At 57.9% G+C, this 24,592-nt stretch carries 23 protein-coding genes; 18 read left to right on the top strand and 5 right to left on the bottom strand.

Annotated elements, in window-relative coordinates; translation table 11 throughout:
• Nucleotides 1–10: 10 nt before the first annotated feature.
• Nucleotides 11–724, bottom strand: a complete 714-nt coding sequence (locus DDT56_RS01795; protein ID WP_136164789.1) for a GntR family transcriptional regulator — start codon at nt 722–724, stop codon at nt 11–13.
• A 58-nt stretch (nt 725–782) separates the two neighbouring features.
• Nucleotides 783–1,934 (bottom strand): acetylornithine deacetylase, encoded by a 1,152-nt coding sequence (gene argE, locus DDT56_RS01800; protein ID WP_136164790.1) that lies wholly within the window; start codon nt 1,932–1,934, stop codon nt 783–785.
• A 204-nt stretch (nt 1,935–2,138) separates the two neighbouring features.
• On the opposite strand from argE, the gene argC reads away from it, so the two are divergent.
• The 12 genes from argC (at nt 2,139) to hemB (ending at nt 13,833) form a co-directional block, all read left to right on the top strand.
• Entirely contained in the window at nt 2,139–3,143 is a 1,005-nt protein-coding gene (gene argC, locus DDT56_RS01805) for an N-acetyl-gamma-glutamyl-phosphate reductase (RefSeq protein WP_136164791.1), read from the top strand.
• 31 nt (nt 3,144–3,174) lie between these two features.
• The gene (argB, locus tag DDT56_RS01810) at nt 3,175–3,951 is read left to right on the top strand and encodes an acetylglutamate kinase (protein WP_136164792.1); all 777 of its coding nucleotides are present in this window, start codon (nt 3,175–3,177) and stop codon (nt 3,949–3,951) included.
• A 62-nt stretch (nt 3,952–4,013) separates the two neighbouring features.
• On the top strand, nt 4,014–5,387 hold the full coding sequence (gene argH, locus DDT56_RS01815) for an argininosuccinate lyase (protein ID WP_136164793.1): 1,374 nt from the start codon (nt 4,014–4,016) through the stop codon (nt 5,385–5,387).
• Nucleotides 5,388–5,584: 197 nt separating this feature from the next.
• Nucleotides 5,585–7,117, top strand: coding sequence for a DNA recombination protein RmuC (rmuC, locus tag DDT56_RS01820; RefSeq protein WP_136164794.1), 1,533 nt, complete (start codon nt 5,585–5,587; stop codon nt 7,115–7,117).
• Between the two features lie 144 nt (nt 7,118–7,261).
• On the top strand, nt 7,262–8,017 hold the full coding sequence (gene ubiE / locus DDT56_RS01825) for a bifunctional demethylmenaquinone methyltransferase/2-methoxy-6-polyprenyl-1,4-benzoquinol methylase UbiE (protein ID WP_136164795.1): 756 nt from the start codon (nt 7,262–7,264) through the stop codon (nt 8,015–8,017).
• 12 nt (nt 8,018–8,029) lie between these two features.
• Nucleotides 8,030–8,638, top strand: a complete 609-nt coding sequence (gene ubiJ / locus DDT56_RS01830; RefSeq protein WP_136164796.1) for a ubiquinone biosynthesis protein UbiJ — start codon at nt 8,030–8,032, stop codon at nt 8,636–8,638.
• Entirely contained in the window at nt 8,635–10,275 is a 1,641-nt protein-coding gene (gene ubiB / locus DDT56_RS01835; protein WP_136164797.1) for a ubiquinone biosynthesis regulatory protein kinase UbiB, read from the top strand. The genes ubiJ and ubiB overlap by 4 nt, the downstream gene beginning before the upstream one ends.
• An 81-nt stretch (nt 10,276–10,356) precedes the next feature.
• On the top strand, nt 10,357–10,620 hold the full coding sequence (gene tatA, locus DDT56_RS01840) for a Sec-independent protein translocase subunit TatA (protein WP_136164798.1): 264 nt from the start codon (nt 10,357–10,359) through the stop codon (nt 10,618–10,620).
• Between the two features lie 3 nt (nt 10,621–10,623).
• Nucleotides 10,624–11,148 carry a Sec-independent protein translocase protein TatB gene (tatB, locus tag DDT56_RS01845; RefSeq protein WP_136164799.1) on the top strand — a complete coding sequence of 175 codons (525 nt, stop codon included), beginning with the start codon at nt 10,624–10,626 and terminating at the stop codon, nt 11,146–11,148.
• 3 nt (nt 11,149–11,151) lie between these two features.
• Nucleotides 11,152–11,904: a Sec-independent protein translocase subunit TatC gene (gene tatC, locus DDT56_RS01850; protein ID WP_136164800.1), complete on the top strand. Its 753-nt coding sequence runs from the start codon at nt 11,152–11,154 to the stop codon at nt 11,902–11,904.
• A 106-nt stretch (nt 11,905–12,010) separates the two neighbouring features.
• Nucleotides 12,011–12,793 carry a 3'-5' ssDNA/RNA exonuclease TatD gene (gene tatD, locus DDT56_RS01855; RefSeq protein WP_136164801.1) on the top strand — a complete coding sequence of 261 codons (783 nt, stop codon included), beginning with the start codon at nt 12,011–12,013 and terminating at the stop codon, nt 12,791–12,793.
• A gap of 17 nt (nt 12,794–12,810) precedes the next feature.
• Complete coding sequence (hemB, locus tag DDT56_RS01860; RefSeq protein ID WP_136164802.1) at nt 12,811–13,833, top strand: porphobilinogen synthase; 1,023 nt, start codon at nt 12,811–12,813, stop codon at nt 13,831–13,833.
• 39 nt (nt 13,834–13,872) lie between these two features.
• Here hemB and rfaH read toward each other — a convergent pair whose 3' ends face one another.
• Entirely contained in the window at nt 13,873–14,361 is a 489-nt protein-coding gene (rfaH, locus tag DDT56_RS01865) for a transcription/translation regulatory transformer protein RfaH (RefSeq protein WP_009110997.1), read from the bottom strand.
• Between the two features lie 180 nt (nt 14,362–14,541).
• Here rfaH and ubiD point away from each other — a divergent pair, with 180 nt between their 5' ends.
• Nucleotides 14,542–16,038, top strand: a complete 1,497-nt coding sequence (gene ubiD / locus DDT56_RS01870) for a 4-hydroxy-3-polyprenylbenzoate decarboxylase (RefSeq protein WP_136164803.1) — start codon at nt 14,542–14,544, stop codon at nt 16,036–16,038.
• A 53-nt stretch (nt 16,039–16,091) separates the two neighbouring features.
• Nucleotides 16,092–16,793, top strand: coding sequence for an NAD(P)H-flavin reductase (fre, locus tag DDT56_RS01875; protein ID WP_136164804.1), 702 nt, complete (start codon nt 16,092–16,094; stop codon nt 16,791–16,793).
• Between the two features lie 84 nt (nt 16,794–16,877).
• Here the strand turns inward: fre and fadA are convergent, their stop codons facing one another.
• Together fadA and fadB are read right to left on the bottom strand one after the other, a co-directional pair.
• Nucleotides 16,878–18,041, bottom strand: a complete 1,164-nt coding sequence (gene fadA / locus DDT56_RS01880) for an acetyl-CoA C-acyltransferase FadA (RefSeq protein WP_136164805.1) — start codon at nt 18,039–18,041, stop codon at nt 16,878–16,880.
• 11 nt (nt 18,042–18,052) lie between these two features.
• Nucleotides 18,053–20,242: a fatty acid oxidation complex subunit alpha FadB gene (gene fadB / locus DDT56_RS01885; protein ID WP_136164806.1), complete on the bottom strand. Its 2,190-nt coding sequence runs from the start codon at nt 20,240–20,242 to the stop codon at nt 18,053–18,055.
• Between the two features lie 184 nt (nt 20,243–20,426).
• Here fadB and pepQ point away from each other — a divergent pair, with 184 nt between their 5' ends.
• From pepQ to hemG, 4 genes are read left to right on the top strand one after another with little or no spacing between them, the layout of a single operon-like run.
• Nucleotides 20,427–21,758: a Xaa-Pro dipeptidase gene (pepQ, locus tag DDT56_RS01890; protein ID WP_136164807.1), complete on the top strand. Its 1,332-nt coding sequence runs from the start codon at nt 20,427–20,429 to the stop codon at nt 21,756–21,758.
• Entirely contained in the window at nt 21,758–22,372 is a 615-nt protein-coding gene (locus DDT56_RS01895; RefSeq protein ID WP_136164808.1) for an IMPACT family protein, read from the top strand. The genes pepQ and DDT56_RS01895 overlap by 1 nt, the downstream gene beginning before the upstream one ends.
• 40 nt (nt 22,373–22,412) lie before the next feature.
• Nucleotides 22,413–23,864, top strand: a complete 1,452-nt coding sequence (gene trkH / locus DDT56_RS01900) for a Trk system potassium transporter TrkH (RefSeq protein WP_136164809.1) — start codon at nt 22,413–22,415, stop codon at nt 23,862–23,864.
• 21 nt (nt 23,865–23,885) lie between these two features.
• Entirely contained in the window at nt 23,886–24,425 is a 540-nt protein-coding gene (gene hemG / locus DDT56_RS01905; protein ID WP_009111005.1) for a menaquinone-dependent protoporphyrinogen IX dehydrogenase, read from the top strand.
• The last annotated feature ends 167 nt before the right edge of the window (nt 24,426–24,592 follow it).

Below are 24,592 nucleotides of genomic sequence, written 5' to 3' on the forward strand. Positions count from 1 at the left end.
CTTGGCCGTCTTATGAGGACTGGCGGAACTTCAGGTTGTCCTGATTAAAGGGGATCACGTAGGTGCAGGCGTAATTGATATCAATAATGTCGCTGGACTCATAGACCCGCCCGCCTTGCAGGATCCCCCGGTTAAGGATATGCATGGCGGCAATGCCCTTTTTGCAGCCCAGCAGTTCAGCCTGCGCTTTATTCACGGTCACGGCCTGATAATGCGTGAGTGAATGGGAAATGGCGTAGCCTTTGTCGAGCACATATTGCTGAATAGAGCTTTCAATCACTTTCTGATTGATATCGGGGAAATAGCTCGCCGGCATTTTGGATATTTCAATCTGCACCTTGCGGTTTTCCACATAGCGTAACCGGCAGAATTCCCAGATAAAGACATCCGCAGTGATAGCAAAAACCTGTTGTTCTTCCCGATTGGGGCGGCGTTTATGCAGACTGATCAGACGGAATGAAATCTGGTTGAATTTTTTTTCGGTAATGGAGTTGTAGACCAGCGGATTACCGCGTACGCCCGGATTAATGAAGTTTCCCGCGCCCTGCACCATATGGATCGCGCCGATACTGGCGAGTTTCTCCAGCGCCTTGCGGATAGTGAAGCGTGAAACGCCGTACTCTTCGGCCAGCAGGCGTTCCGGCGGCAGTTTTTCCGGCAGCGGGTCGGCGTGCTGATAGATTTTGCTTAACAGATCCTGAGCAATAAAATCTTTTTTCTTCATCGGCTGTCTCATCCGGCCCGACCCGCGTTGTTGGCGGGCGAGGCCGATGCATGCGGGATCAGCGGCGGCAGAAATGTTGAATCATCTGCGATATCAGCGCCCGCGTGGGTTTGATAAAGGCGGTATCAAGGAATTCGTCCGGCTGATGCGCCTGATCGATGGAGCCGGGGCCCAGCACCAGCGTCGGGCAGAGCGCCTGAATAAACGGCGCTTCGGTACAGTAATTGACCACCTCCGTCGGCGTGCCCAATAATTTTTCCACCACCGACACCAAATGGTGATCCGCCGGGCATTCATAACCGGGGATCGGCGGGTGCAGTTCGGCGATGGTCAGGCGCCCCGGCCAGCGCTGGCTTACCGGCGCCAGCGCTTCGGACAGCAGGCCGTTCAGATCGCCGAGCGTCAGCCCCGGCAGCGGGCGGATATCCATATGCAGTTCACAGCAGCCGCAGATGCGGTTGGCGGCGTCGCCGCCGTGAATATGACCGAGATTCATCGTCGGGTAGGGAATATGGAACGCCGGGTTGTGATAGCGCTCCTGCAGGGTATTGCGCAGCACCAGCAGATGGGCGACGGCCTCGTGCATCAGTTCAATGGCGTTAACGCCGCGCGAGGGATCGCTGGAGTGGCCGGACTGCCCCTGAATCCGAATGGCGCTGGACATATGGCCCTTGTGGGCGCGCACCGGCTGCAGCGAGGTGGGTTCGCCGATAATGGCGCAGTCCGGTCTGACCTGCGTGGACCCGGCGAAATATTTGGCGCCGGCCATGGTGGTTTCTTCATCGGCGGTGGCGAGCACATAGAGCGGCTTGCTCAGCTGCGCCGGGTCGATATCGCGCAGGGTATCGAGAATAAAGGCGAAAAAGCCTTTCATATCGGCGGTGCCCAGGCCGTACAGCTTGTTGTCGTGCTCGGTCAGCGTGAAGGGATCGCGCGTCCAGCGTCCGTCGTCGAACGGCACGGTATCCGTGTGCCCGGCCAGTAATAATCCCCCTTTGCCTTCACCTATTCTGGCCAGCATGTTAAATTTATGTTGCGTGCCGGGAACGGGCTGTACCTCGACATGAAAGCCCAAATCGCTGAACCAGCCGGACAGCAGGTTGATTAACGCCTGATTACTTTGATCGAGCGCGCTGTCGGTCGCGCTGATCGACGGCGTGGCGATCAACGCCCGGTATAGCTCAAGAAAAGGGGGTAAATTCATCTTCACTGTTGACAGCCTCTGGTTAGGATAGTATCAATATTCATGCATTTATTTTGAATAAAAATACAGTAACGCCAGGCGAAAGGAAACCTTAAGGTCATCCGCGACGAGCAATCGTCATTTCGTCCGGCTTCGCGGGTGAACGGCGTGATGGCGCCGGTGAGCCCTGTAGCCTGGTCCGCAGATAAGTAAGAAGGTACGCAGAATCCCATGCTGAATACGTTGATTGTTGGTGCAAGCGGTTATACCGGCGCCGAACTTGCACTTTACCTGAACCGTCACCCACAGATGAACATAACCGCTTTAGCCGTTTCAGCGCAAAGCGTAGATGCGGGAAAATCACTATCCGATTTGCATCCGCAGCTGAAAGGCATCATTGATTTGCCGGTCCGGCCGTTAACCGATGTCGCTGAAGCCGCCAAAGGCGTGGACGTGGTCTTTCTGGCGACGGATCACAAGGTCAGTCACGATCTGGCGCCCGAGTTTCTGGCCGCGGGTTGCACCGTCTTCGATTTATCAGGGGCGTTTCGCGTTAACGATGCGGAATTTTACCGCCGCTATTATGGCTTTGAGCACCAGCACGCCGACTGGCTGGCGCAGGCGGTCTACGGCCTGGCCGAATGGCGGGCCGAGGGCATCAAGCAGGCGCGGCTGATTGCCGTGCCGGGATGTTATCCCACCGCGTCGCAGCTGGCGCTGAGGCCGCTGGTGGACGCTCAACTGCTGAACGCGGCGCAATGGCCGGTGATTAACGCCGTCAGCGGCGTCAGCGGCGCGGGACGTAAGGCCTCGATGACCAACAGTTTCTGTGAGGTCAGCCTGCAGCCCTACGGCATTTTCAACCATCGCCATGAGCCGGAAATCTCGACTCACCTCGGCACGCCGGTCATTTTTACGCCGCATCTGGGCAACTTTGCCCGTGGTATACTGGCGACCATCACCTGTCGGCTACAGCCGGGCGTCACGCAGCAGGACGTGGCCGAGGCTTATCACAACGCCTACCACGGCAAACCGCTGGTGCGCCTGTATGAGAAGGGCGTGCCGGCGTTGAAATCCGTGGTGGGGCTGCCGTTCTGCGATATCGGTTTTTCCGTGCAGGGCGAACACCTGATCGCGGTCGCCGCGGAGGATAATCTGCTGAAAGGCGCGGCGGCGCAGGCCGTACAGTGTATGAATATTCGTTTTGGTTTCCCGGAAACCCAGTCTTTACTTTGATCGCAATTTACCATTCTGAGGCGCGAAGAGAATAATGAATCCGTTAATTATCAAGCTAGGCGGCGTTTTACTGGATAGCGAAGAGGCGCTGGAGCGCCTGTTTGGCGCGCTGGTCGCCTATCGCCGGCAACACCAACGCCCGCTGTTGATCGTGCACGGCGGCGGCTGCCTGGTTGACGAACTGATGAAAAAACTGTCGTTGCCGGTGGTGAAGAAAAACGGTCTGCGCGTGACGCCGGCCGATCAGATCGACATCATTGTCGGGGCGTTGGCCGGTTCGGCGAATAAAACGCTGCTGTCGTGGGCGAAGAAGCACGGCATCGACGCCGTCGGCCTATGTCTGGCGGACGGCGGCAGCACCAGCGTGACGCAGTTGGATGAGGCGCTGGGATTCGTCGGTAAAGCGCAGGCCGGTTCACCGGCGTTATTGAATACGCTGTTGTCGGCGGGATATCTGCCGGTGGTCAGCTCTATCGGCATTACCGACGGGGGCGATCTGATGAATGTGAACGCCGACCAGGCGGCGACGGCGCTGGCGCAAACGCTGGGGGCGGATTTGATCTTGCTTTCCGACGTGAGCGGCATTCTGGACGGCAAAGGTCAGCGCATCGCGGAAATGACGGCGCAAAAAGCGCAGCAGCTGATTGAGCAGGGCATTATTACCGACGGCATGATCGTCAAGGTCAACGCGGCGCTGGACGCGGCTCGCACCCTGGGGCGGCCGGTGGATATCGCCAGTTGGCGCCATGCCGATCAACTTCCCGCGCTGTTCAACGGCGTGGCGATCGGCACGCGTATTTTAGCGTAAGCGGTTTTCGGGTATGGCATGATGCCATCCCGGTGTTTATTTGAATTTTGGGAGTAAGGGTTATGGCTTTGTGGGGCGGTCGGTTTAGTCAGGCGGCAGATCAACGTTTTAAACAGTTCAACGACTCGCTGCGGTTTGATTACCGTCTGGCAGAGCAGGATATCAGCGGCTCGATTGGCTGGTCGAAAGCATTGGTTACCGTCAATGTGCTCAGCGAGCAGGAGCAGCAGCAACTGGAACAGGCGCTGAACGCGCTGCTGGCCGAGGTGCGGGCGGATCCCGAAGTGATTCTGCAAAGCGACGCGGAGGATATCCACAGCTGGGTCGAGCAGCGTCTGATCGACAAAGTCGGCGATCTGGGGAAAAAACTGCACACCGGGCGCAGCCGTAACGATCAGGTCGCCACCGATCTGAAACTGTGGTGCAAGGCGCAGATTGGCGAACTGCTGCTGGCGGTGCGCCAGCTGCGCCAGGCCCTGGTAGCCACGGCGGAGGCCAATCAGGACGCCGTGATGCCGGGTTATACCCACCTGCAACGCGCCCAGCCGGTCACCTTCGCCCACTGGTGTCTGGCCTATCACGAAATGCTGGTGCGTGACGAAAGCCGTCTGGAAGACACGCTGAAACGTCTGGACGTCAGTCCGCTGGGCTGCGGCGCATTGGCCGGCACCGCTTACCCTATCGATCGTGAGCAACTGGCCGGCTGGCTGGGGTTCGCCTCCGCCACGCGCAACAGCCTGGACACGGTATCCGACCGCGATCACGTGCTGGAACTGCTGTCTGATGCCTCGATCGGCATGATCCATTTATCCCGTTTCGCCGAAGACCTGATTTTCTTCAACAGCGGCGAGGCGGCGTTCGTTGAGCTTTCCGATCGGGTGACCTCCGGCTCCTCGCTGATGCCGCAGAAAAAAAACCCCGACGCGCTGGAGCTGATCCGCGGCAAGTGCGGCCGGGTTCAGGGGGCGCTGAGCGGCATGATGGTGACGCTGAAAGGGCTGCCGCTGGCGTATAACAAAGATATGCAGGAAGACAAGGAAGGGCTGTTCGACGCGCTGGATACCTGGCACGACTGCCTGATGATGGCCGGCCTGGTGCTGGAAGGGATTCAGGTGAAACGTCCGCGCTGCCGGGAAGCGGCGGAACAGGGTTACGCCAACGCCACGGAGCTGGCGGACTATCTGGTTGACAAGGGCATCCCGTTCCGCGAGGCGCACCATATCGTCGGCGAAGCGGTAGTGGAAGCCATCCGTCAGGGGAAAGCGCTGGAGGCGCTGTCGCTGGCGGACTTGCAGAAGTTCAGCCCTATCATCGCCGAGGATGTTTATCCGATCCTGTCGCTGCAATCCTGCCTGGATAAACGCGCCGCGCAGGGCGGGGTTTCGCCGCAGCAGGTGGCGCAGGCCATTCGCGACGCGAAACAGCGCCTGGCGTAATTAATCGCGCCATCCCGCTCTCAGGCCGGTGAACCTGCCGGCCTGAGGTATCGGCGATTATCTTGCCTGCCGCGCGCATTTTTCATCCTTTTCCCCCGTATTGCCTGGCAAACGCCCGCGTAACCCGAATTCTCTCTGGACATCCATACAGTATCATCTTACCTTGACGGGCAGCAGCGACGGTCAGCGGAGGCGGAGTGGATATCAGCATATTTTATGGATTGGGCGGCGGCGTTGTCGGCCTGTTGGTCGGCTGGCTGGTGAGCAGCTTGGCGCACCAGCGGCGGCAGGCGCGCCATGAAACCGAGTTGCGTCTGCTTGAGCAGACGGCGCAGCAGACTCGGCAACTGCTGAGCGAGAGCCAGCAGAGCAACAAACAGTATGAACAGCGGCAGCGCGACCATGAACTGGCGCTGCGCGACCTGCACGGCCAGCTGGCCGCCGGCCAGGAGAAGTTGCAGCAGCTGGCGCAACTGCGTGAGGAGTGCGTGCAGCTAAATCAGGAACTGCGCGCCCTGCGCGAGGTTAACAGCGCTCAGGAGGCGGAACTGCGCGAGGTGACCATCCGGCTGGAAGAGACGCGTATGGCTGCCGAAGAGAAGCAGCGTCTGCTGATGAACAGCGAGCAGCGGCTGACCACCCAGTTTGAAAATCTGGCCAACCGTATTTTCGAACACAGCGGGCGCAAGGTGGATGAGCAGAATAAACAGAGTCTGGATCGCCTGCTGATGCCGCTGCGCGAACAGCTTGATGGGTTCCGGCGTCAGGTGCAGGATAGTTTCGGCGCGGAAGCCCGTGAGCGCCACACCCTGACCCATGAAATCCGTAGTCTGCAACAGCTCAACGCCCAGATGGCCCGGGAAGCGATTAATCTCACCAAGGCGCTGAAAGGGGACAACAAAACGCAGGGCAACTGGGGCGAGGTGGTGCTCAGCCGGGTGCTGGAAGCCTCCGGGCTGCGCGAAGGGTATGAATACCAGACGCAGGTCAGCGTACAGACCGGCGCCAACAACCGTTTGCAGCCTGACGTGATCGTCCGTCTGCCGCAGGGCAAGGACGTGGTTATCGACGCCAAAATGTCGCTGGTCGCCTATGAGCGCTATTTCAATAGCGAAGACGAGGCGGAGCGGTTGGCCGCCCTGAATGAACACCTGCTGTCCGTCCGCGGTCATATTCGTCAGCTGGGCGGCAAAGACTACCAGCAACTGCCGGGGCTGCGCTCTCTGGATTACGTGCTGATGTTTATTCCCGTTGAACCGGCGTTTCTGGTGGCGATCGATCGCCAGCCGGAGTTGATCGGCGAAGCGCTGAAGCACAATATTATGCTGGTCAGTCCCACCACTTTGCTGGTGGCGCTGCGCACCATCAACAATCTGTGGCGCTATGAGCAACAGAGCCGCAACGCGCAGCAGATCGCCGAGCGGGCGGCGCGGTTGTACGATAAACTGCGGCTGTTCGTCGATGATATGGAAGCGCTGGGCCAGGGGCTGGATAAAGCCCACGGCAGCTACCGGCAGGCGATGAACAAACTCGCTTCCGGGCGGGGGAACCTTATCGGTCAGGCGGAGGGGTTCCGCGCGTTGGGCGTGGAGGTAAAGCGCCCGATCAGTCCATCGCTGGCGGAGCAGGCCACCCGGCATGAAAGCGCTGCTCAGGATGCGCTGACCGGGACGCCCGCGGCGGCGGATGCGGGGAGCGACCCGGAAAAATCAGCGGCGGAAAAAGGCTAGATCGTTCCCCTGTCGCCGGCTTTACCGGTTATCTCTATCCTGAAACGATCGGCATTAGGACGGTGGGCTTTTTATCCGGGTCTGTTACACTCTTTCCATTAAATGGCTAGACCCGATAGTTGACTAAAATAGTAGGCGGATAACATGGCAAATGAGCCGGAGAAAACAACCGATTTTGGTTTTCGCACTGTCGCCAAGGATGAAAAAGAAGTCATGGTGGCTGACGTTTTCCATTCTGTAGCAGCAAAATACGATCTGATGAATGACCTGATGTCGCTCGGCATTCACCGTATCTGGAAAAGATTCACCATTGAGTGCAGCGGCGTGCGGCGCGGTCAGCGGGTGCTGGACGTCGCCGGCGGTACCGGCGACCTGACGGCGAAATTCTCCCGCATTGTCGGCGATGAGGGAGAGGTGGTGCTGGCCGATATCAATGCCTCCATGCTGAAGGTCGGCCGCGAGAAACTGCGCAACAAAGGCATTATCAACAACGTCAGCTACGTGCAGGCGAACGCGGAAGAGCTGCCTTTTCCGGACGATTTCTTTGACTGCATCACCATCTCTTTCGGTTTGCGCAACGTTACCGATAAAAACAAGGCGCTGCGCTCCATGTACCGGGTACTGAAGCCGGGCGGCCGCCTGCTGGTGCTGGAATTCTCCAAACCGACGCTGAAACCGTTAAGCAAGGTTTACGACCTGTACTCGTTCCACGTCCTGCCGCGCATCGGCGAGATGGTGGCGAGCGATGCCGGCAGCTATCGCTATCTGGCGGAGTCAATCCGTATGCACCCCGATCAGGAAACCCTGAAGGGGATGATGAGCGAGGCCGGTTTCGACAGCGTCAATTATTTCAATCTTACCGGCGGCATTGTCGCGTTGCATCGTGGTTTTAAATTCTGATTGGATATGCCAATGCTGATAACCTCTGTGCTGACCGCCACGCTGGAAACGGCGCTGAATCAGCTGCTTTTTCGCGACCGCAGTATGAAGGCGGCGCGTCAGCGCCTGCACGGAAAAACGCTGCAGGTCGAACTGTCTGAGCTGAGCGCGCCGCTGGTGCTGATCTTCAGCGAGCAGCGGCTCGACGTGGTAAGCCAGTGGGAGGAGCGCGCGGATTGCCAACTGAAGACGCGTTTATCCGTGTTGATGAAGTTACGCGATCGGCAACAGCTTTCTTCACTGATACGCAGCGGCGAGCTGATCGTCGAAGGCGATATTCAGGTGGCGCAGCAGTTTATCGCGCTGCTTGATTTGGCCGAGTTCGATGCGGCGGAATGGCTGGCGCCCTATCTGGGGGATGTGGTCGCTCAGGGGCTGAGCCAGACGGCGCAAAAAACGCTGGGCGCAGTGAGCCGCATGGTGCGCGGTCAGCGGCGCGCTCTGTCCGAAACGCTGACCGAAGAGTGGCGGCTGGCGCCGGGCAAACTCGAAAATGCCTGGTTGCAGGAGGAAATCGCCGCCGTGGAGAAATCAGCGGAAAGCCTGGCCGAACGGCTGACCAAGTTGGAGACGCTGCGATGATGCCCGGTGAACTGCTGCGCCTTTACAGCATCGTCCGCGTGTTGCTGAGCTACGGCCTGGATGAGCTGATCCCTAAAATGCGTTTGACCATCCCGCTGCGCTTTGGCCGTCGGCTGCTATTCTGGATGCCGAATCGCCACGGCGACAGGCCGCTGGGAGAACGTATCCGTCTGGCCTTGCAGGAGCTGGGGCCGGTATGGATCAAGTTCGGTCAAATGATGTCGACGCGGCGTGACCTATTTCCGCCGGCGATCGCCGATCAGCTGGCCATGCTGCAGGATCGGGTCGATCCCTTTGACGGGCGGCTGGCGCGTAGGCAAATCGAGCTGTCGATGGAGGGGATCCCGCTGGAAAACTGGTTTGATGATTTTGATGTCAAGCCGCTGGCATCGGCGTCGATTGCGCAAGTGCATACCGCCCGCCTGAAGGCGACCGGCAAAGAGATCGTCATCAAGGTCATCCGGCCGGATATTTTGCCGGTGATTAAAGCCGATATGCGCCTGATGCATCGCCTGGCCGGCTGGCTGCCGCGGCTGCTGCCGGACGGCCGGCGCCTGCGCCCGCGCGAAGTGGTGCGCGAATATGAAAAAACGCTGCTGGATGAGTTGAACCTGCTGCGTGAGGCGGCGAACGCCATTCAGCTGCGGCGTAATTTTGAAAATAGCCGCATGCTGTACATTCCCGAGGTATATCCGGATTACTGCAGCGAGAGTATGCTGGTGATGGAGCGTATCTACGGTATTCCGGTTTCCGATATTGAGGCGTTGAAAGCCAACGGCACCAATCTTCAACTGCTGGCGGAACGCGGCGTTCAGGTCTTTTTTACCCAGGTGTTCCGCGACAGCTTTTTCCATGCCGATATGCACCCCGGCAATATCTTTATCAACGACCAACACCCGGACGATCCGCAATACATCGGGATAGACTGCGGGATAGTCGGTTCGCTGAACAAAGAGGATAAGCGCTATCTGGCGGAGAATTTTATCGCCTTCTTCAATCGCGACTATCGTAAAGTGGCCGAGTTGCATGTGGATTCAGGCTGGGTGCCGGCGGATACCAACGTCGAGGACTTCGAGTTCGCCATCCGCACCGTGTGCGAACCTATTTTTGAAAAGCCGTTGGCGGAAATTTCATTCGGTCATGTGTTATTGAATCTTTTTAACACCGCCCGCCGTTTTAATATGGAAGTACAGCCTCAGCTCGTCCTGTTGCAAAAAACGCTGCTGTATATCGAAGGCATCGGCCGCCAGCTCTATCCGCAACTGGACCTGTGGAAAACGGCGAAACCGTTTTTGGAAAACTGGCTGAAAGAGCAGGTCGGCCTGCCGGCGGTGATCCGGGCCTTGAAAGAAAAGGCGCCGTTTTGGGCGGAAAAGCTGCCGGAGATCCCCGAATTGTTTTACGACGGTTTGCGCCAGCACAAGATACTGCGCCAGAGCGTGGACAGGCTAACGGAGGAGTTGCGCAGCCAGCATGTTCGTCAGGGACAATCCCGTTATCTGCTGGGAATTGGCGCAACGCTATTGATAAGTGGTACGGTGTTACTAGTTAGCCACGTGGAGGCGGATATCGTACCTTCCGGACTGATGGCCGCGGGGGTTGTCGCCTGGATTATCGGTTGGCGGCGAACTCGTTGAAACAGATCATGATGCATAGCAGGATTACCCTATATAATAGGGGTAATTTTGGTGACCCCCCTTTTGAAAGAGGTAAACGTTATGGGCGGTATTAGTATTTGGAACTTGTTGATTATCGCAGTCATCGTCGTATTACTGTTTGGTACCAACAAGCTGAGAACGCTGGGCTCCGATTTGGGCGCTTCCATCAAAGGCTTTAAAAAAGCCATGGGCGACGATGCGTCGTCGGCCGACAAGGCGGATAAAACACAGCAGGATGCTGATTTTGCAACCAAGTCGATTGCCGAGCAGCAGCCGGAAGTTAAACCGGATGAAACAAAGAGCCAGCATAAAGAGCAGGTATAAGCGGTGTTCGATATCGGGTTTAGCGAGCTGCTATTGGTGATGGTGATCGGCCTGGTGGTTCTTGGGCCGGAACGGTTGCCCGTAGCGGTAAAGACGGTGGTCGGTTGGATTAGAACGCTGCGCTCGCTGGCGTCTACGGTTCAGAATGAGCTGTCGCAGGAGTTGAAACTGCAGGAGTTGCAGGACAGCCTGAAGAAAGTGGAAAAAGCCAGCCTGCAAAATTTGTCGCCGGAATTGAAAGCGTCGATGGATGAGCTGAAAGAGGCGGCGGAGGCCATGAAGCGCGGCTATGCCGAAAAATCGCCTTCGGGCGAGGGCGATGCGCAGGAACCGCCGTCTTATCAGCCGCTAAACGACCCCGAGGCGGTTCATGACGGGGTGATTGATACCGAAAAAGCGCCGCCGCCGGCCGTGGCTCATCAGCAGCCTGAGAGCGAGGGGATGGCAAGCACTCCGCCCGCTGACAACAAAATCAAACCTGAACCGGCGCCTGCTGTTTCTACCCATCAACCAAGTGACGATCGTTAGTTTATGGCCGCTGAAGATACCCAACCGCTGATCAGTCACCTGATCGAACTGCGTAAGCGGTTGCTGAACAGTATTATTTGTGTGCTGGTGGTGTTCTTTTGTCTGGTGTATTTCGCCAACGATATCTACCAGATGGTTTCCGCGCCGCTGATCGCGCAGCTTCCGGTGGGCGCCAGTATGATCGCCACCGACGTGGCGTCGCCGTTTTTTACGCCGATAAAGCTGACGATGATCGTATCGGTGTTCGTCTCCGCGCCGCTGATCCTGTACCAGGTCTGGGCGTTTGTCGCCCCGGCGCTGTACAAACATGAGCGCCGGTTGATGATGCCTTTGCTGGTTTCCAGCAGCCTGTTGTTCTACGCCGGGATGGCGTTCGCCTACTTCGTGGTTTTTCCGCTGGCGTTTGGCTTCTTTGCCAAAACCGCTCCCGAAGGCGTTCTGATCGCCACCGATATCAACAACTACCTCGATTTCGTCATGGCGCTGTTTATGGCATTCGGCGTGTCGTTTGAAGTGCCGATTGCGATAGTATTGCTATGCTGGAGCGGCGTGGTGACCCCGGAAGACCTGAAAAAGAAACGGCCTTATATGCTGGTCGGCGCTTTCGTGGTCGGTATGCTGTTGACGCCGCCGGATGTGTTCTCGCAGACGTTGCTGGCGCTCCCCATGTATCTGCTGTTTGAAATCGGCGTATTCTTCTCCCGGTTTTATGTTGGTAAAGGCCGCCGCGCTGAAACGGAAGAGCCGGCGCCGTAAGGCGCGGCTCCCTGTTTTTGGCAAAGGAAATAGCCTCTCTTTGAGAGGTTTTTGTTTTTTGCGCGCCCTGGCGGCGTCACTGTAGCGATAGACGGGTAAGTAGCCAATGTTCGATATCGGAGTCAATTTAACCAGCTCCCAGTTTGCCAAAGACCGGGAACAGGTGGTCGCGCGCGCAAAACAGGCTGGCGTCAGCGGGATGCTGATTACCGGGACCAGCGTTGCGGAAAGTGGTCAGGCGCTGGCGTTGGCGGAACAGTACCCGGCTTACTGCTGGTCGACGGCGGGGGTTCATCCCCACGACGCCAGCCGCTGGGATGAAGCCGCCGCCGAGCAGATTTATCGCCTGGCGCAGTCGGACTCCGTGGCGGCGGTCGGCGAATGCGGGCTCGATTTCAACCGCAACTTCTCCACTCCGCAGGAGCAGGAACAGGCATTCAGCGCTCAACTGGCGCTGGCCGCCGAGCTGGCTTTACCCGTTTTCCTGCACTGCCGCGATGCCCATGCCCGCTTTATCGCCTTGCTGCGCCCCTGGCTCGACAAAGTTCCGTCTGCGGTGGTCCATTGCTTTACCGGCAGCCGGGACGAGCTTGACGAATGCCTGGCCGCGGGGCTGATGGTCGGCATTACCGGCTGGGTGTGCGATGAACGACGCGGCCTGGCGCTGCGCGCCTTGCTGAAACATATCCCCGCCGATCGGCTGCTGCTGGAAACCGACGCCCCCTATTTACTGCCGCGGGATTTAACGCCCAAACCCGTATCCCGCCGCAACGAACCCTGTTTCCTGCCCCATATCGTCCATCAGGTCGCGGGCTGGCGCGACGAAGACGCCGCGTGGCTGGGGCAAAAAACAGATGAAAACGCCCGCCGGGTTTTCCGGCTGGTCTGATTCAGGAGAAGAATGATATGAGCCATGCCTTTCCCGGTACTTTCCCCGGCCGACGTATGCGGCGTATTCGCCGCCACGATTTCAGCCGCCGCCTGGTGGCTGAAAACCAGCTGACGGTCAACGATCTGATCTATCCGGTTTTTGTTATGGAAGGGGAAAACCGCCGGCAGGAAGTTCCTTCCATGCCGGGGGTATACCGCATGACCATCGATGTGCTGCAGCGCGAGGCCGAAGAGATCGCCAGGCTTGGCATCCCGGTGCTGTCGCTGTTTCCGGTCATCGAGAGCGACAAGAAATCGTTAAACGCCGAGGAAGCCTATAACCCGGACGGCCTGGTGCAGCGCACCGTGCGCGCCCTCAAGGACGCGGTGCCGGAACTGGGGCTGTTGACGGATGTGGCGCTCGATCCCTACACCACGCACGGGCAGGACGGCATCATTGACGAAGACGGCTACGTGGTCAACGACGTCACCAAAGAGATTCTGGTGCGTCAGGCGCTGTCGCACGCCGAGGCCGGCGCGGAAATCGTGGCGCCCAGCGATATGATGGACGGGCGCATCGGCGCGATCCGCGAGACGCTGGAAGCGCGGAACCTGATTAATACGCAGATTATGGCGTATTCGGCGAAATACGCCTCTTGTTACTATGGTCCTTTCCGCGACGCGGTGGGTTCCGCCGGCAATCTGAAGGGGGGGGATAAAAAGACCTATCAGATGGACCCCGCCAACGGCGACGAAGCCCTACAGGAGATTGCGCAGGATCTGCAGGAAGGCGCCGATATGGTGATGGTCAAACCGGGTATGCCGTATCTGGACGTGGTCAGGCGCGTAAAGGAGACGTTCGGCGTGCCGACGTTCGCCTACCAGGTTTCCGGCGAGTACGCCATGCATATGGCGGCGATCCAGAACGGCTGGCTGCAGGAACAGCCGGTTATCATGGAGTCGCTGCTGTGCTTTAAACGCGCCGGGGCCGATGGCGTGCTGACCTACTTCGCCAAGCGCGTGGCGCAATGGCTGCACGACGGGCATTTACGGCGCTGATCGCCTTTCGTCAGGGCGGCTGGCGCCGTTCCTGGCGAATTACATTTTTTGAAACTGCCGGTTATCAATGCTCTGGCGAACCTGTTTATTCAACAAATTCAGCAGCAGCATTGAGCGGGCTTCCCCATCCGGCTCGGTATAGATAGCCTGCAGGCCGGTGAAAATCCCATCGGTAATCAGCACTTCATCACCCGGCTGCGGGGTTTGCGGATCGATAATGCCCTGCGTCGGACGCAGCGACAGGTCATCGATCACCTGCTGGGGGATGACGGCGGGCAGATTGCCAAAGCGCACGAAGTTACTGACTCCGCGCGTCGCGCTGACGGTGGTGGTATGGATGTGTTCCGGATCGAACTCCACAAACAGATAGTTCGGAAACAGCGGTTCACAAACCTCGGTACGTTTACCCCGTACAATTTTATCCAGTGTGATCATCGGGCTAAGACAGGTAACATCCTGACGCTCAAGATGCTCCTTAGCACGCAGTAGTTGACCACGTTTACAATATAGTAAGTACCAGGCTTCCATAATTTTGCAGACTTATGATTTCGGTCGATCAGCATATCAAATGCCGGCGTGGATAAAAAATTTTCGTGAGAAATTTTTAATGCCGCCTGGCAACGGCCTGCCGGCAAGATAAATAGCCGCACTAAGAAGCGACAGGTCGGTGAAGAGACTTTATAATAGCCAGTTCCACAGACTGCCCCGATGATCAGCATGAAATATCGTGACTTACGCGAATTCCTCTCTCTGCTGGAAGAGAGGGGTGAATTAAAACGCATCAGCCAGCCCATTGATCCCTATCTTGAAATGACGGAAATAGCCGACCGCACCCTGCGCGCCGACGGCCCGGCGCTGCTGTTTGAAAACCCGAAAGGTTATGAGATGCCGGTACTGTGCAATTTGTTCGGTACGGCGAAGCGCGTCGCCATGGGCATGGGGCAGGAGGATGTCGGCGCGTTGCGCGATGTCGGCAAACTGCTGGCTTTTCTTAAAGAGCCTGAACCGCCGAAGGGATTCCGCGATCTGGTGGATAAAATGCCTAAATTCCGCCAGGTGCTGAATATGCCGACGAAACGGCTGACTTCCGCGCCCTGTCAGGAACAGGTATGGCAGGGCGACGACGTCGACTTAAGCCGGATACCGGTGATGCATTGCTGGCCGGAAGACGCCGCGCCGCTGATTACCTGGGGACTGACGGTGACCCGCGGGCCGCATAAAGAGCGCCAGAATCTGGGAATTTACCGGCAGCAGGTGCTGGGGAAAAACAAGCTGATTATGCGCTGGCTGTCGCATCGCGGCGGCGCGTTGGATTTTCAGGAGTGGCGCCAGCAAAATCCGGGGCAGCGCTTCCCGGTTTCCGTCGCGCTGGGCGCCGACCCCGCCACGATCCTGGCCGCCGTCACGCCGGTTCCCGACTCGTTATCCGAATATGCCTTCGCCGGACTGCTGCGCGGGCATAAAACCGAAGTGGTGAAATGCCTGTCCAACGATCTGGAAGTGCCGGCCGGTGCGGAAATCGTGCTGGAAGGCTATATTGAGCCAGGTGAGATGGCGGCGGAAGGGCCGTATGGCGACCACACCGGGTACTACAATGAAGTCGATAACTTCCCGGTCTTCACGGTGACGCATATCACCCAGCGGCGCGACGCGATTTATCATTCCACCTATACCGGGCGTCCGCCGGATGAACCCGCCGTATTGGGGGTGGCGCTCAACGAAGTCTTTGTGCCGATTTTGCAAAAGCAATTTCCGGAGATTGTCGATTTTTATTTGCCGCCGGAGGGTTGCTCTTACCGTCTGGCGATCGTTACCATGAAGAAGCAGTATGCCGGTCATGCCAAACGCGTCATGATGGGGGTGTGGTCTTTTTTACGGCAGTTTATGTACACCAAGTTTGTTATTGTCTGTGACGATGATATTAACGCCCGCGACTGGAAAGACGTCATCTGGGCGATCACCACGCGCATGGACCCGGCGCGCGATACCCTATTGGTGGAAAATACGCCGATAGACTATCTGGATTTTGCCTCGCCGGTTTCCGGTTTGGGTTCCAAAATGGGACTGGATGCCACCAATAAATGGCCGGGCGAAACGCAGCGCGAGTGGGGGCATCCGATCAGGAAAGATCCGCAGGTATGCGCCCGCGTTGATGCCATATGGGATGAACTTGCCATTTTTAGCGACAGAGAACCCCGGTCTTAACCTGCTGTTGCTCTGTTCCCAGCTTTGCTTTGACGACCCTACAGAGGGAATGCATGACAACATTGAGCTGTAAAGTGACTTTGGTAGAGGCAATAACCGATACGGTTTATCGGGTGCGTTTATTACCTGAGGCTCCTTTTTCTTTCCGCGCCGGCCAGTATCTGATGGTGGTGATGGACGAACGCGATAAGCGTCCTTTCTCGATGGCGTCCACGCCGATGGAGAAGGACGTTATCGAGCTGCATATCGGCGCTTCCGAGCTTAATCTTTACGCCATGGCGGTAATGGAACGTATCCTGAAAGAGAAAACGCTGACGGTGGACATTCCCCACGGCGAAGCATGGCTGCGGGAAGAGAGCCAACGTCCGCTGGTGCTGATCGCCGGCGGCACGGGTTTTTCCTATGTGCGCTCTATTTTGCTGACGGCGCTGTCTCAGCGACCCGACCGTGCCGTCGCCATCTATTGGGGAGGCCGGGAAACCAAACACCTTTACGATCTCGGCGAACTGGAAAAGCTCGCCGCGCACTATCCCAACCTGCAGGTGATCCCGGTGGTTGAACAGCCGGAAGAGGGCTGGCGCGGCAGAACCGGTACGGTGCTGAGCGCGGTGCTGCAGGATTACGGTTCCCTGGCCGAGCAGGATATTTATATTGCCGGCCGTTTTGAAATGGCCAAAATCGCCCGCGAACGTTTTTGCAACGAACGCGGCGCGCTGACGGCGCATATGTTCAGCGACGCGTTTTCTTTTATCTGAGTTAACCGCAGTCGCCATAGACGCGAACAAAAAACCCCGCTTAAGCCTAGCGGGGTTTTTTATGGTGCTCTTATCCTTGCGTGTTTATGGCCGCTCAAATACCGTGGCGATCCCCTGGCCCAGCCCGATGCACATCGCCGCCACGCCGAATTGCACGTCGCGACTTTCCATCAGATTGAGCAGCGTGGCGGAAATACGGGCGCCGGAACAGCCCAGCGGGTGGCCGAGCGCGATGGCTCCGCCGTTGAGGTTGACCTTTTCATCCAACTGCTCCATCAGCCCCAGATCTTTTATGCAGGGTAGGGTTTGCGCCGCGAAGGCCTCATTGAGCTCAAACAGGCCGATATCGGCAAGGCGCAGTCCGGCGCGCTTCAGGGCCAGCGTGGTCGCCGGCACCGGGCCGTATCCCATAATGGACGGTTCGCAACCGACCACCGCCATCGCCCGGATGCGCGCCCGCGCCGTTAATCCCAATGAGGCGGCGCGCGATTCGCTCATGATTAACATCGCCGCCGCGCCGTCGGAAAGGGCGGAAGAACTGCCGGCGGTGACGGTGCCATTGAGCGGATCAAAAGCCGGCTTGAGTTCCGCCAGGCCGGCGACGCTGGTTTCCGGCCGAATAACCTCGTCATGGTCAAAGCGGCGTAAAACGCCGTCGGCGTCATGGCCGGAGGTCGGGACGATCTCCTTGCGGAAAGCGCCTGACTTTGTGGCGCCGGCGGCGCGCTGATGAGAGCGGGCGGCAAACCGGTCCTGCATCTCCCGGCTGATATTATGCCTGCGCGCCAGCATTTCGGCGGTCAGTCCCATCATGGCGGCGGCTTTGGCGACGGTGCGGCCGAGTCCGGGATGGAAATCCACGCCGTGGCTCATGGGAACGTGCCCCATATGTTCAACGCCGCCAATCAGGCAGACGTGGGCGTCGCCGACCATAATGGCGCGGGCCGCATCATGCAGCGCCTGCATGGAGGAGCCGCATAGCCGGTTAACGGTGGTCGCCGGAACGGTTACCGGGATTTCCGCCAGGAGCGCGGCATTGCGGGCCACGTTGAAGCCCTGTTCCAGCGTTTGCTGCACGCAGCCCCAATAAATATCGTCTATCTCGCCCGCTTCCAGCGCCGGGCTTCTGCCAAGCAGGCTGCGCATTAAATGCGCGGAGAGATCTTCGGCCCGCACCTGGCGGAATGCGCCGCCTTTGGAACGGCCCATCGGCGTGCGCACGGCATCAACAATCACTACGTTTTCCATCTTCTCTGACCTCATGCCGGTTGCCCTTGAGAAACGTCCGCGTGCGGCGCGGCGGGGGGATAATAACTTTCGTTGCGGCTGGCTTTCTGTTGCAGCCCGTCAGGAACCTGATAGATGGGGCCGAGATGCGACAGTTGTCGCGCCGTCTCCAGGTAACGGGCGCTGCCCTGGGTGTCCAGATAGCGGCAGGCGCCGCCGCGGAAGGGCGGGAAGCCGAGTCCGTACACCAATGCCATATCCGCTTCCGCCGGGCTATCGATAATGCCTTCCTCCAGACAGCGGGCCACCTCGTTAATCATCGGGATCATCAGGCGGGCGATAATCTCCTCGGCGCTGAACGTCTTCCGTGGCCGGCTGATTTCCGCCAGCAGGCCGTCAACGCGTTCATCCTGCTCTTTGCGCGGTTTTCCTTTGCCGTCCGTCTGATAGCGATAGAAACCCAGCCCGTTTTTCTGACCGAAGCGCTGGTTGTCGAACAGCACGTCGATGGCGTCCCGATAGTCTTTACCCATGCGCTGCGGAAATCCTTCGGACATCACCGCCTGCGCGTGGTGAGCGGTATCGATGCCCACCACGTCCAGCAGGTACGCCGGCCCCATCGGCCAGCCGAACCGTTTCTCCATCACGCTATCAACGTCGCGAAAATCCGCGCCGTCGCGTACCAGCAGGTTAAACGCGCAAAAATAGGGAAACAGTACCCGGTTAACGAAGAAACCGGGGCAGTCATTGACCACAATCGGCGTTTTCCCCATTTTGCTGGCGTAGGCCACCACGCGGGCGATGGTGGTTTCGGCCGTCTGCGGGCCGCGGATAATTTCCACCAGCGGCATGCGATGCACCGGGTTAAAAAAGTGCATGCCGCAAAAGTTTTGCGGTCGTTTTAAGGCGGCGGCCAGTTGGGCAATGGGAATGGTTGAGGTGTTGGAAGCCAGCACGGCGTGCGGGCCGACGTGAGCTTCGGTTTCCGCCAGCACCTCGGCCTTCACCCGCGGGTTTTCAACCACGGCCTCGACCACCATATCGAGGCGCTCAAAACCGGCGTAGTCCAGCGTCGGATGAATATTGGCCAGTATCCCCGCCATTTTGATGCCATCCAGCCTGCCGCGCTCCAACTGCTTGTTCAGCAGTTTCGCCGCTTCGTTCATCCCCTGCGTAAGCGGTTTCTCATGGATATCCTTCAGGCGGATGGGTGTGCCTTTGTACGCAGACTGATAGGCAATGCCGCCGCCCATAATGCCCGCCCCCAGCACGGCGGCCTGCGCCGGCGGCGAGAACTCGCCGATGCGCTTTTTCGCCTTGCCTTTTACATACTGATCGTTAAGGAAAAGGCCAACCAGCGCGCGAGCGGAATCGGTGCGGGTCAAGGGAATAAAGTTTTGCGTTTCCAACCGCAACGCCGCATTGCGCGGCATGGCGGCGGCGGCCTCAATGGTTTTGACCGCGGTCATCGGGGCCGGGTAATGTTTGCCCGCGGTTTGCAATACCATGGCTTTGGCGGTGGCGAAACACATGGCGACCTCGATATTATTGAGCTTCAGCGCTTCCAGCTTGGGGCGCCGCGCCGCCCGCCAGTCAAGCTCGCCGGCGATGGCCCGTCGCAATATCTGCGCGGCGGCGGCGAGTAATTTTTCATTGGCGACCACCGCATCCACCAGGCCCGCTTTTAATGCTTCGGCCGCGCCGATATCTTTGCCCGCGGCGATAATTTCCAGCGCGCTATCCGCTCCCAGCAAGCGCGGCAGGCGCACCGTTCCGCCAAAACCCGGCATAATGCCCAGTTTGGTTTCCGGCAGGCCGATGCGGATATCGGCGGCGGCAAGGCGAAAATCGGTGGCCAATACGCATTCGCAGCCGCCGCCCAGCGCATACCCGTTAATGGCGGAAAGCGTGGGGACGGGCAGGTCTTCCAGGCGGCTAAAAATGCCGTTGGCAAAGTCCAGCCACTGGTGAAGTTTGTCTGCCGGCGCCGCAAACAACGAGAGGAACTCGGTGATATCGGCGCCGACGATAAAGGCGGGCTTATCCGAGCGTAATAGCAGCCCTCGCAATTGTTTCTGTTCCGCCAGTATATCCAACGCCTTACCCAGGCTGGTCACCGTACGGGTATCCAGTTTGTTGACGGAGCCGGGCGCCGCAAAGACCAGCTCCGCAATGCCGTCTTCAAGCCAGTCGAGGTAGAGGGTTTCGCCTTGATAGAGCATGGTGATCTCCGCGTTCAGGGTGGGGATCTGGTACGACCAGATGATTGAATTGTGGTTATAATGTTAAATTTTTGCAAATAAGGGATTGTTTTTTTGCCGGAGAGATCACAAAGCAGCCGACACTGCCGTTGAATCACGGCTGTGTTAAAATGGATGGATAATGCAGTAACAAACAGGGATACCCATGGAAAAGCTGGCTTCTTTATATCACCATCATCTGGTTACGTTGCAGCAGCGGGCGCAGGCGGTGCTGGAGCGCCATCAGCTTGACGCCTTGCTGATTCACTCCGGCGAGCTGCTGACGGTATTCCTGGACGATCATGACTACCCATTCAAGGTCAATCCGCAGTTTAAAGCCTGGGTTCCGGTGACCCAGGTGCCGAATTGCTGGTTATGGATTGACGGCGTCAATGCGCCGAAACTGTGGTTCTACTCCCCGGTGGACTACTGGCATAACGTCGCGCCGGTTCCGGAAAGTTTCTGGACGGACGAGGTGGACATTACGGTTCTGCGCAACGCCGATGATATCGGTTCGCTGCTCCCCTCGGCGCGCCGGCGTGTCGCCTACCTCGGTTACGCTCCGCAGCGTGCCCTGGATCTGGGAATTGACGCCACCAATATTAACCCGCAGGGCGTGCTGGACTACCTGCACTACTATCGCGCCTATAAAACAGACTATGAACTGGCCTGCATGCGCGAAGCCCAGAAAACCGCGGTCGTCGGGCACCGCGCCGCGCACGAGGCTTTTCTGTCCGGCATGAGCGAGTTCGATATCAATCTGGCTTATCTGACGGCCACCGGCCACCGGGATACCGACGTGCCCTACGGCAATATCGTGGCGCTGAATGAGCATGCCGCGGTACTGCATTACACCCAGTTGGATCATCAGGCGCCGTCGGAAGCGCGCAGTTTCCTGATCGATGCGGGCGCGGAATATAATGGCTATGCGGCCGACCTTACCCGCACTTACTCCATGCAGAGCGATAATGCATTTGCCGCGCTGGTGAAGGATTTGAATCAGGAACAGCTGAGCCTTATCGATACGATTCGCAGCGGAGTACGCTATACCGATTACCATATTCAGATGCATCAGCGCGTTGCCAAGTTGTTGACGTCACATCGACTGGTTCAGGAGATCAGCGAAGAGGCGATGGTGGAAAAAGGGCTTACCGCGCCGTTCCTGCCGCATGGCCTGGGGCACCCTCTGGGGTTGCAGGTGCATGACGTGGCGGGCTTTATGCAGGACGACCGCGGTAGCCACCTGGCCGCGCCCGCGCAGCATCCCTATCTGCGCTGCACCCGGATACTGGAGCCCGGCATGGTCGTGACTATCGAGCCGGGTATTTATTTTATCGACTCTCTGCTGGCGCCGTGGCGCGAGGGCGAATTCAGCCGGCATTTCGACTGGCAGAGGATTGATGCGCTGAAACCCTTTGGCGGCATCCGCATCGAAGATAATATCGTTATCCATGAAAAACGGGTGGAGAACATGACCCGCGATCTGAATCTATCCTGATGCAGGCCTATCCCGTACCGGCGGCGCCGGTCAGCATAAGTGAGGAAATCAAGAAAAGCCGTTTTATCACGTTGCTGGCGCCGACCGACGGCGTGGACGCCGCGAAAAACTTTGTGCAGCAGGTGAAGGCGCAGCATCCCGCGGCCAGGCATCACTGCTGGGCGTGTGTCGCCGGGGCGCCGGACGATTCCCAACGGCTTGGATTTTCCGATGACGGCGAGCCTTCCGGCACCGCCGGCAAGCCCATGCTGGCGCAGTTGCTGGGGAGCGGCATCGGGGAGATTAGCGCCGTCGTGGTGCGTTACTACGGCGGGATCCAGTTGGGGACCGGCGGGCTGGTGAAAGCCTATGGCGGCGGCGTCCAGCAGGCGCTGAAGGTGATATCGCTGCGGGAGAAAGTTTTACAGAAAGAATATGGCTTGCGCTGCGACTATGCGTTATTACCTCAGGTTGAATCACTGCTATATCAGCTCGGTGGGCGGATATTGCACGGTGATTATGGTGCGGAAGTGACATTGCGTCTGTCTATTCCCGTCAGGGGAGTAGAGGAAGCGGCGCAGAGGTTGCGTGATATCAGCCGCGGCTCGTTGCAATTATTGCCGTTTTCACAATAATCCCAGCGCTGGTTTATGAATCATTAAGGAATTTTCTGCAATGCAGTTGCGTGCCATAACCCGTATTGTCGGCCTGCTGGTTATCCTGTTCTCCGGGACCATGTTTATTCCCGGCCTGGTGGCCTTGATCTATCGCGACGGCGCGGGACGGGCTTTCACTCAGACCTTTCTGGTCGCTCTGGCGATCGGCATCGTGCTGTGGCTGCCGAACAGAAAGCAGAAGCATGAGTTGAAATCGCGCGAAGGATTTCTGATCGTCGTATTGTTCTGGACGGTGCTGGGCAGCGTGGGCGCGCTTCCTTTTCTGTTTGCGGAGCATCCCAATCTCGGCGTGACCGATGCGTTTTTCGAGTCCTTCTCCGGGTTGACCACCACTGGCGCAACCACGCTGGTCGGGCTGGACTCACTGCCGAAGGCGATTCTTTTCTATCGGCAAATGCTGCAGTGGTTCGGCGGTATGGGGATCATTGTGCTGGCCGTTGCCATCCTGCCGATATTGGGCGTCGGCGGTATGCAGCTCTATCGCGCAGAAATGCCGGGGCCGCTGAAAGATAACAAAATGCGCCCGCGGATTGCCGATACCGCCAAAACGCTATGGCTGATCTATCTGCTGCTCACCGTCGCCTGCGCCGTATCGCTGTGGCTGGCGGGGATGCCGATTTTCGACGCCATCGGGCACAGCTTCTCAACGGTATCGGTAGGCGGTTTTTCCACTCACGACGCCAGTATCGGCTATTTTAACAACCCGACGATTAACAGCATCGTCGCGGTGTTTTTGTTGATTTCCGGCTGTAACTTTGGCCTGCACTTTGCGGTGTTGAGTGGACGCAGCCTCAAGGTTTACTGGCGCGATCCCGAATTCCGCATGTTTATTTTTGTACAGATATCGCTGGTTGCGGTATGCACCTTGGTATTGTGGTTCCATAATGTCTACGCCAGCGGTATGCAAACGCTGAATCAGGCCTTTTTTCAGGTGGTATCGATGGCGACCACGGCGGGGTTTACCACCGATAGCATCGCCTCCTGGCCGCTTTTTTTACCCGTATTACTCCTGTGTTCCGCCTTTGTCGGCGGGTGCGCGGGGTCGACCGGCGGCGGTTTGAAAGTCATCCGTATTCTGCTGCTTTTTCTGCAGGGTTCGCGTGAGCTGAAACGTCTGGTTCATCCCAATGCGGTATACACCATAAAATTGGGCCATCGCGCGCTGCCGGAGCGGATATTAGAGGCCGTTTGGGGCTTCTTTTCCGCCTATGCGCTGGTCTTTATTGTCAGTATGCTGGCGGTGATTGCGACGGGCGTGGATGATTTCTCCGCTTTTGCCGCCGTTGCCGCCACGCTGAATAATCTGGGACCTGGGCTGGGGGTAGTGGCGGATAATTTCACTTCAATGAATGATGCGGCAAAGTGGATATTGATTCTGACTATGCTGTTCGGACGCTTGGAGGTGTTTACTCTTTTAGTCCTGTTTACGCCGACTTTCTGGCGGGAATAAAACAGACAAAGGAATAGCGTAATGAAAGCTTTGATATTGTTTTCCAGTACGGACGGGCAGACAAGAGAGATAGCCTCTTATATTGCCAACACGCTAAAAGGGACATTGGCGTGTGATGTCGTCAGCTTATTAAGTAAGCATGATATCGACGTAACTAAATACGATGCGATCCTGATCGGCGCTTCGGTGCGCTATGGGCGTTTTAATCCGGCGGTAAACCAGTTTATTCGGCGGCACCTGACGCGCTTACAGCAATTGCCCAGCGCTTTTTTCTCGGTCAATCTTACGGCGCGCAAACCAGAAAAACGCACGTTACAAACCAACGCCTATACGCGTAAATTTTTGCTAAGTTCGCCGTGGCGGCCGGACTTATGCGGCGTTTTCGCCGGCGCGCTGCGCTATCCGCGCTATCGGTGGATTGACCGGGTGATGATTCAGTTGATTATGCGTATGACCGGTGGTGAAACGGATAGCAGTAAAGAGATTGAATATACCGACTGGGATCAGGTGGCGCGTTTCGCCCATGAGTTTGGGCAGATGGCGCGGAAAAAAAGCGCATAGCGCGCTCTTTTCCCGCGCATTGCCGAAAAAAAACGCACTCAGTCACTTTTTTGCATTTAGCCCTTGTAAGCCGCTGAGAACTCCCTATAATGCGCCTCCACTGACACGGCAACGGCGGCGACGCGGTTGCGATGGCAGTAGGAAGCCAGGCAATAATCACTTGACTT

This window comes from Brenneria corticis (assembly GCF_003115855.1).
Lineage (GTDB): Bacteria > Pseudomonadota > Gammaproteobacteria > Enterobacterales > Enterobacteriaceae > Brenneria > Brenneria corticis.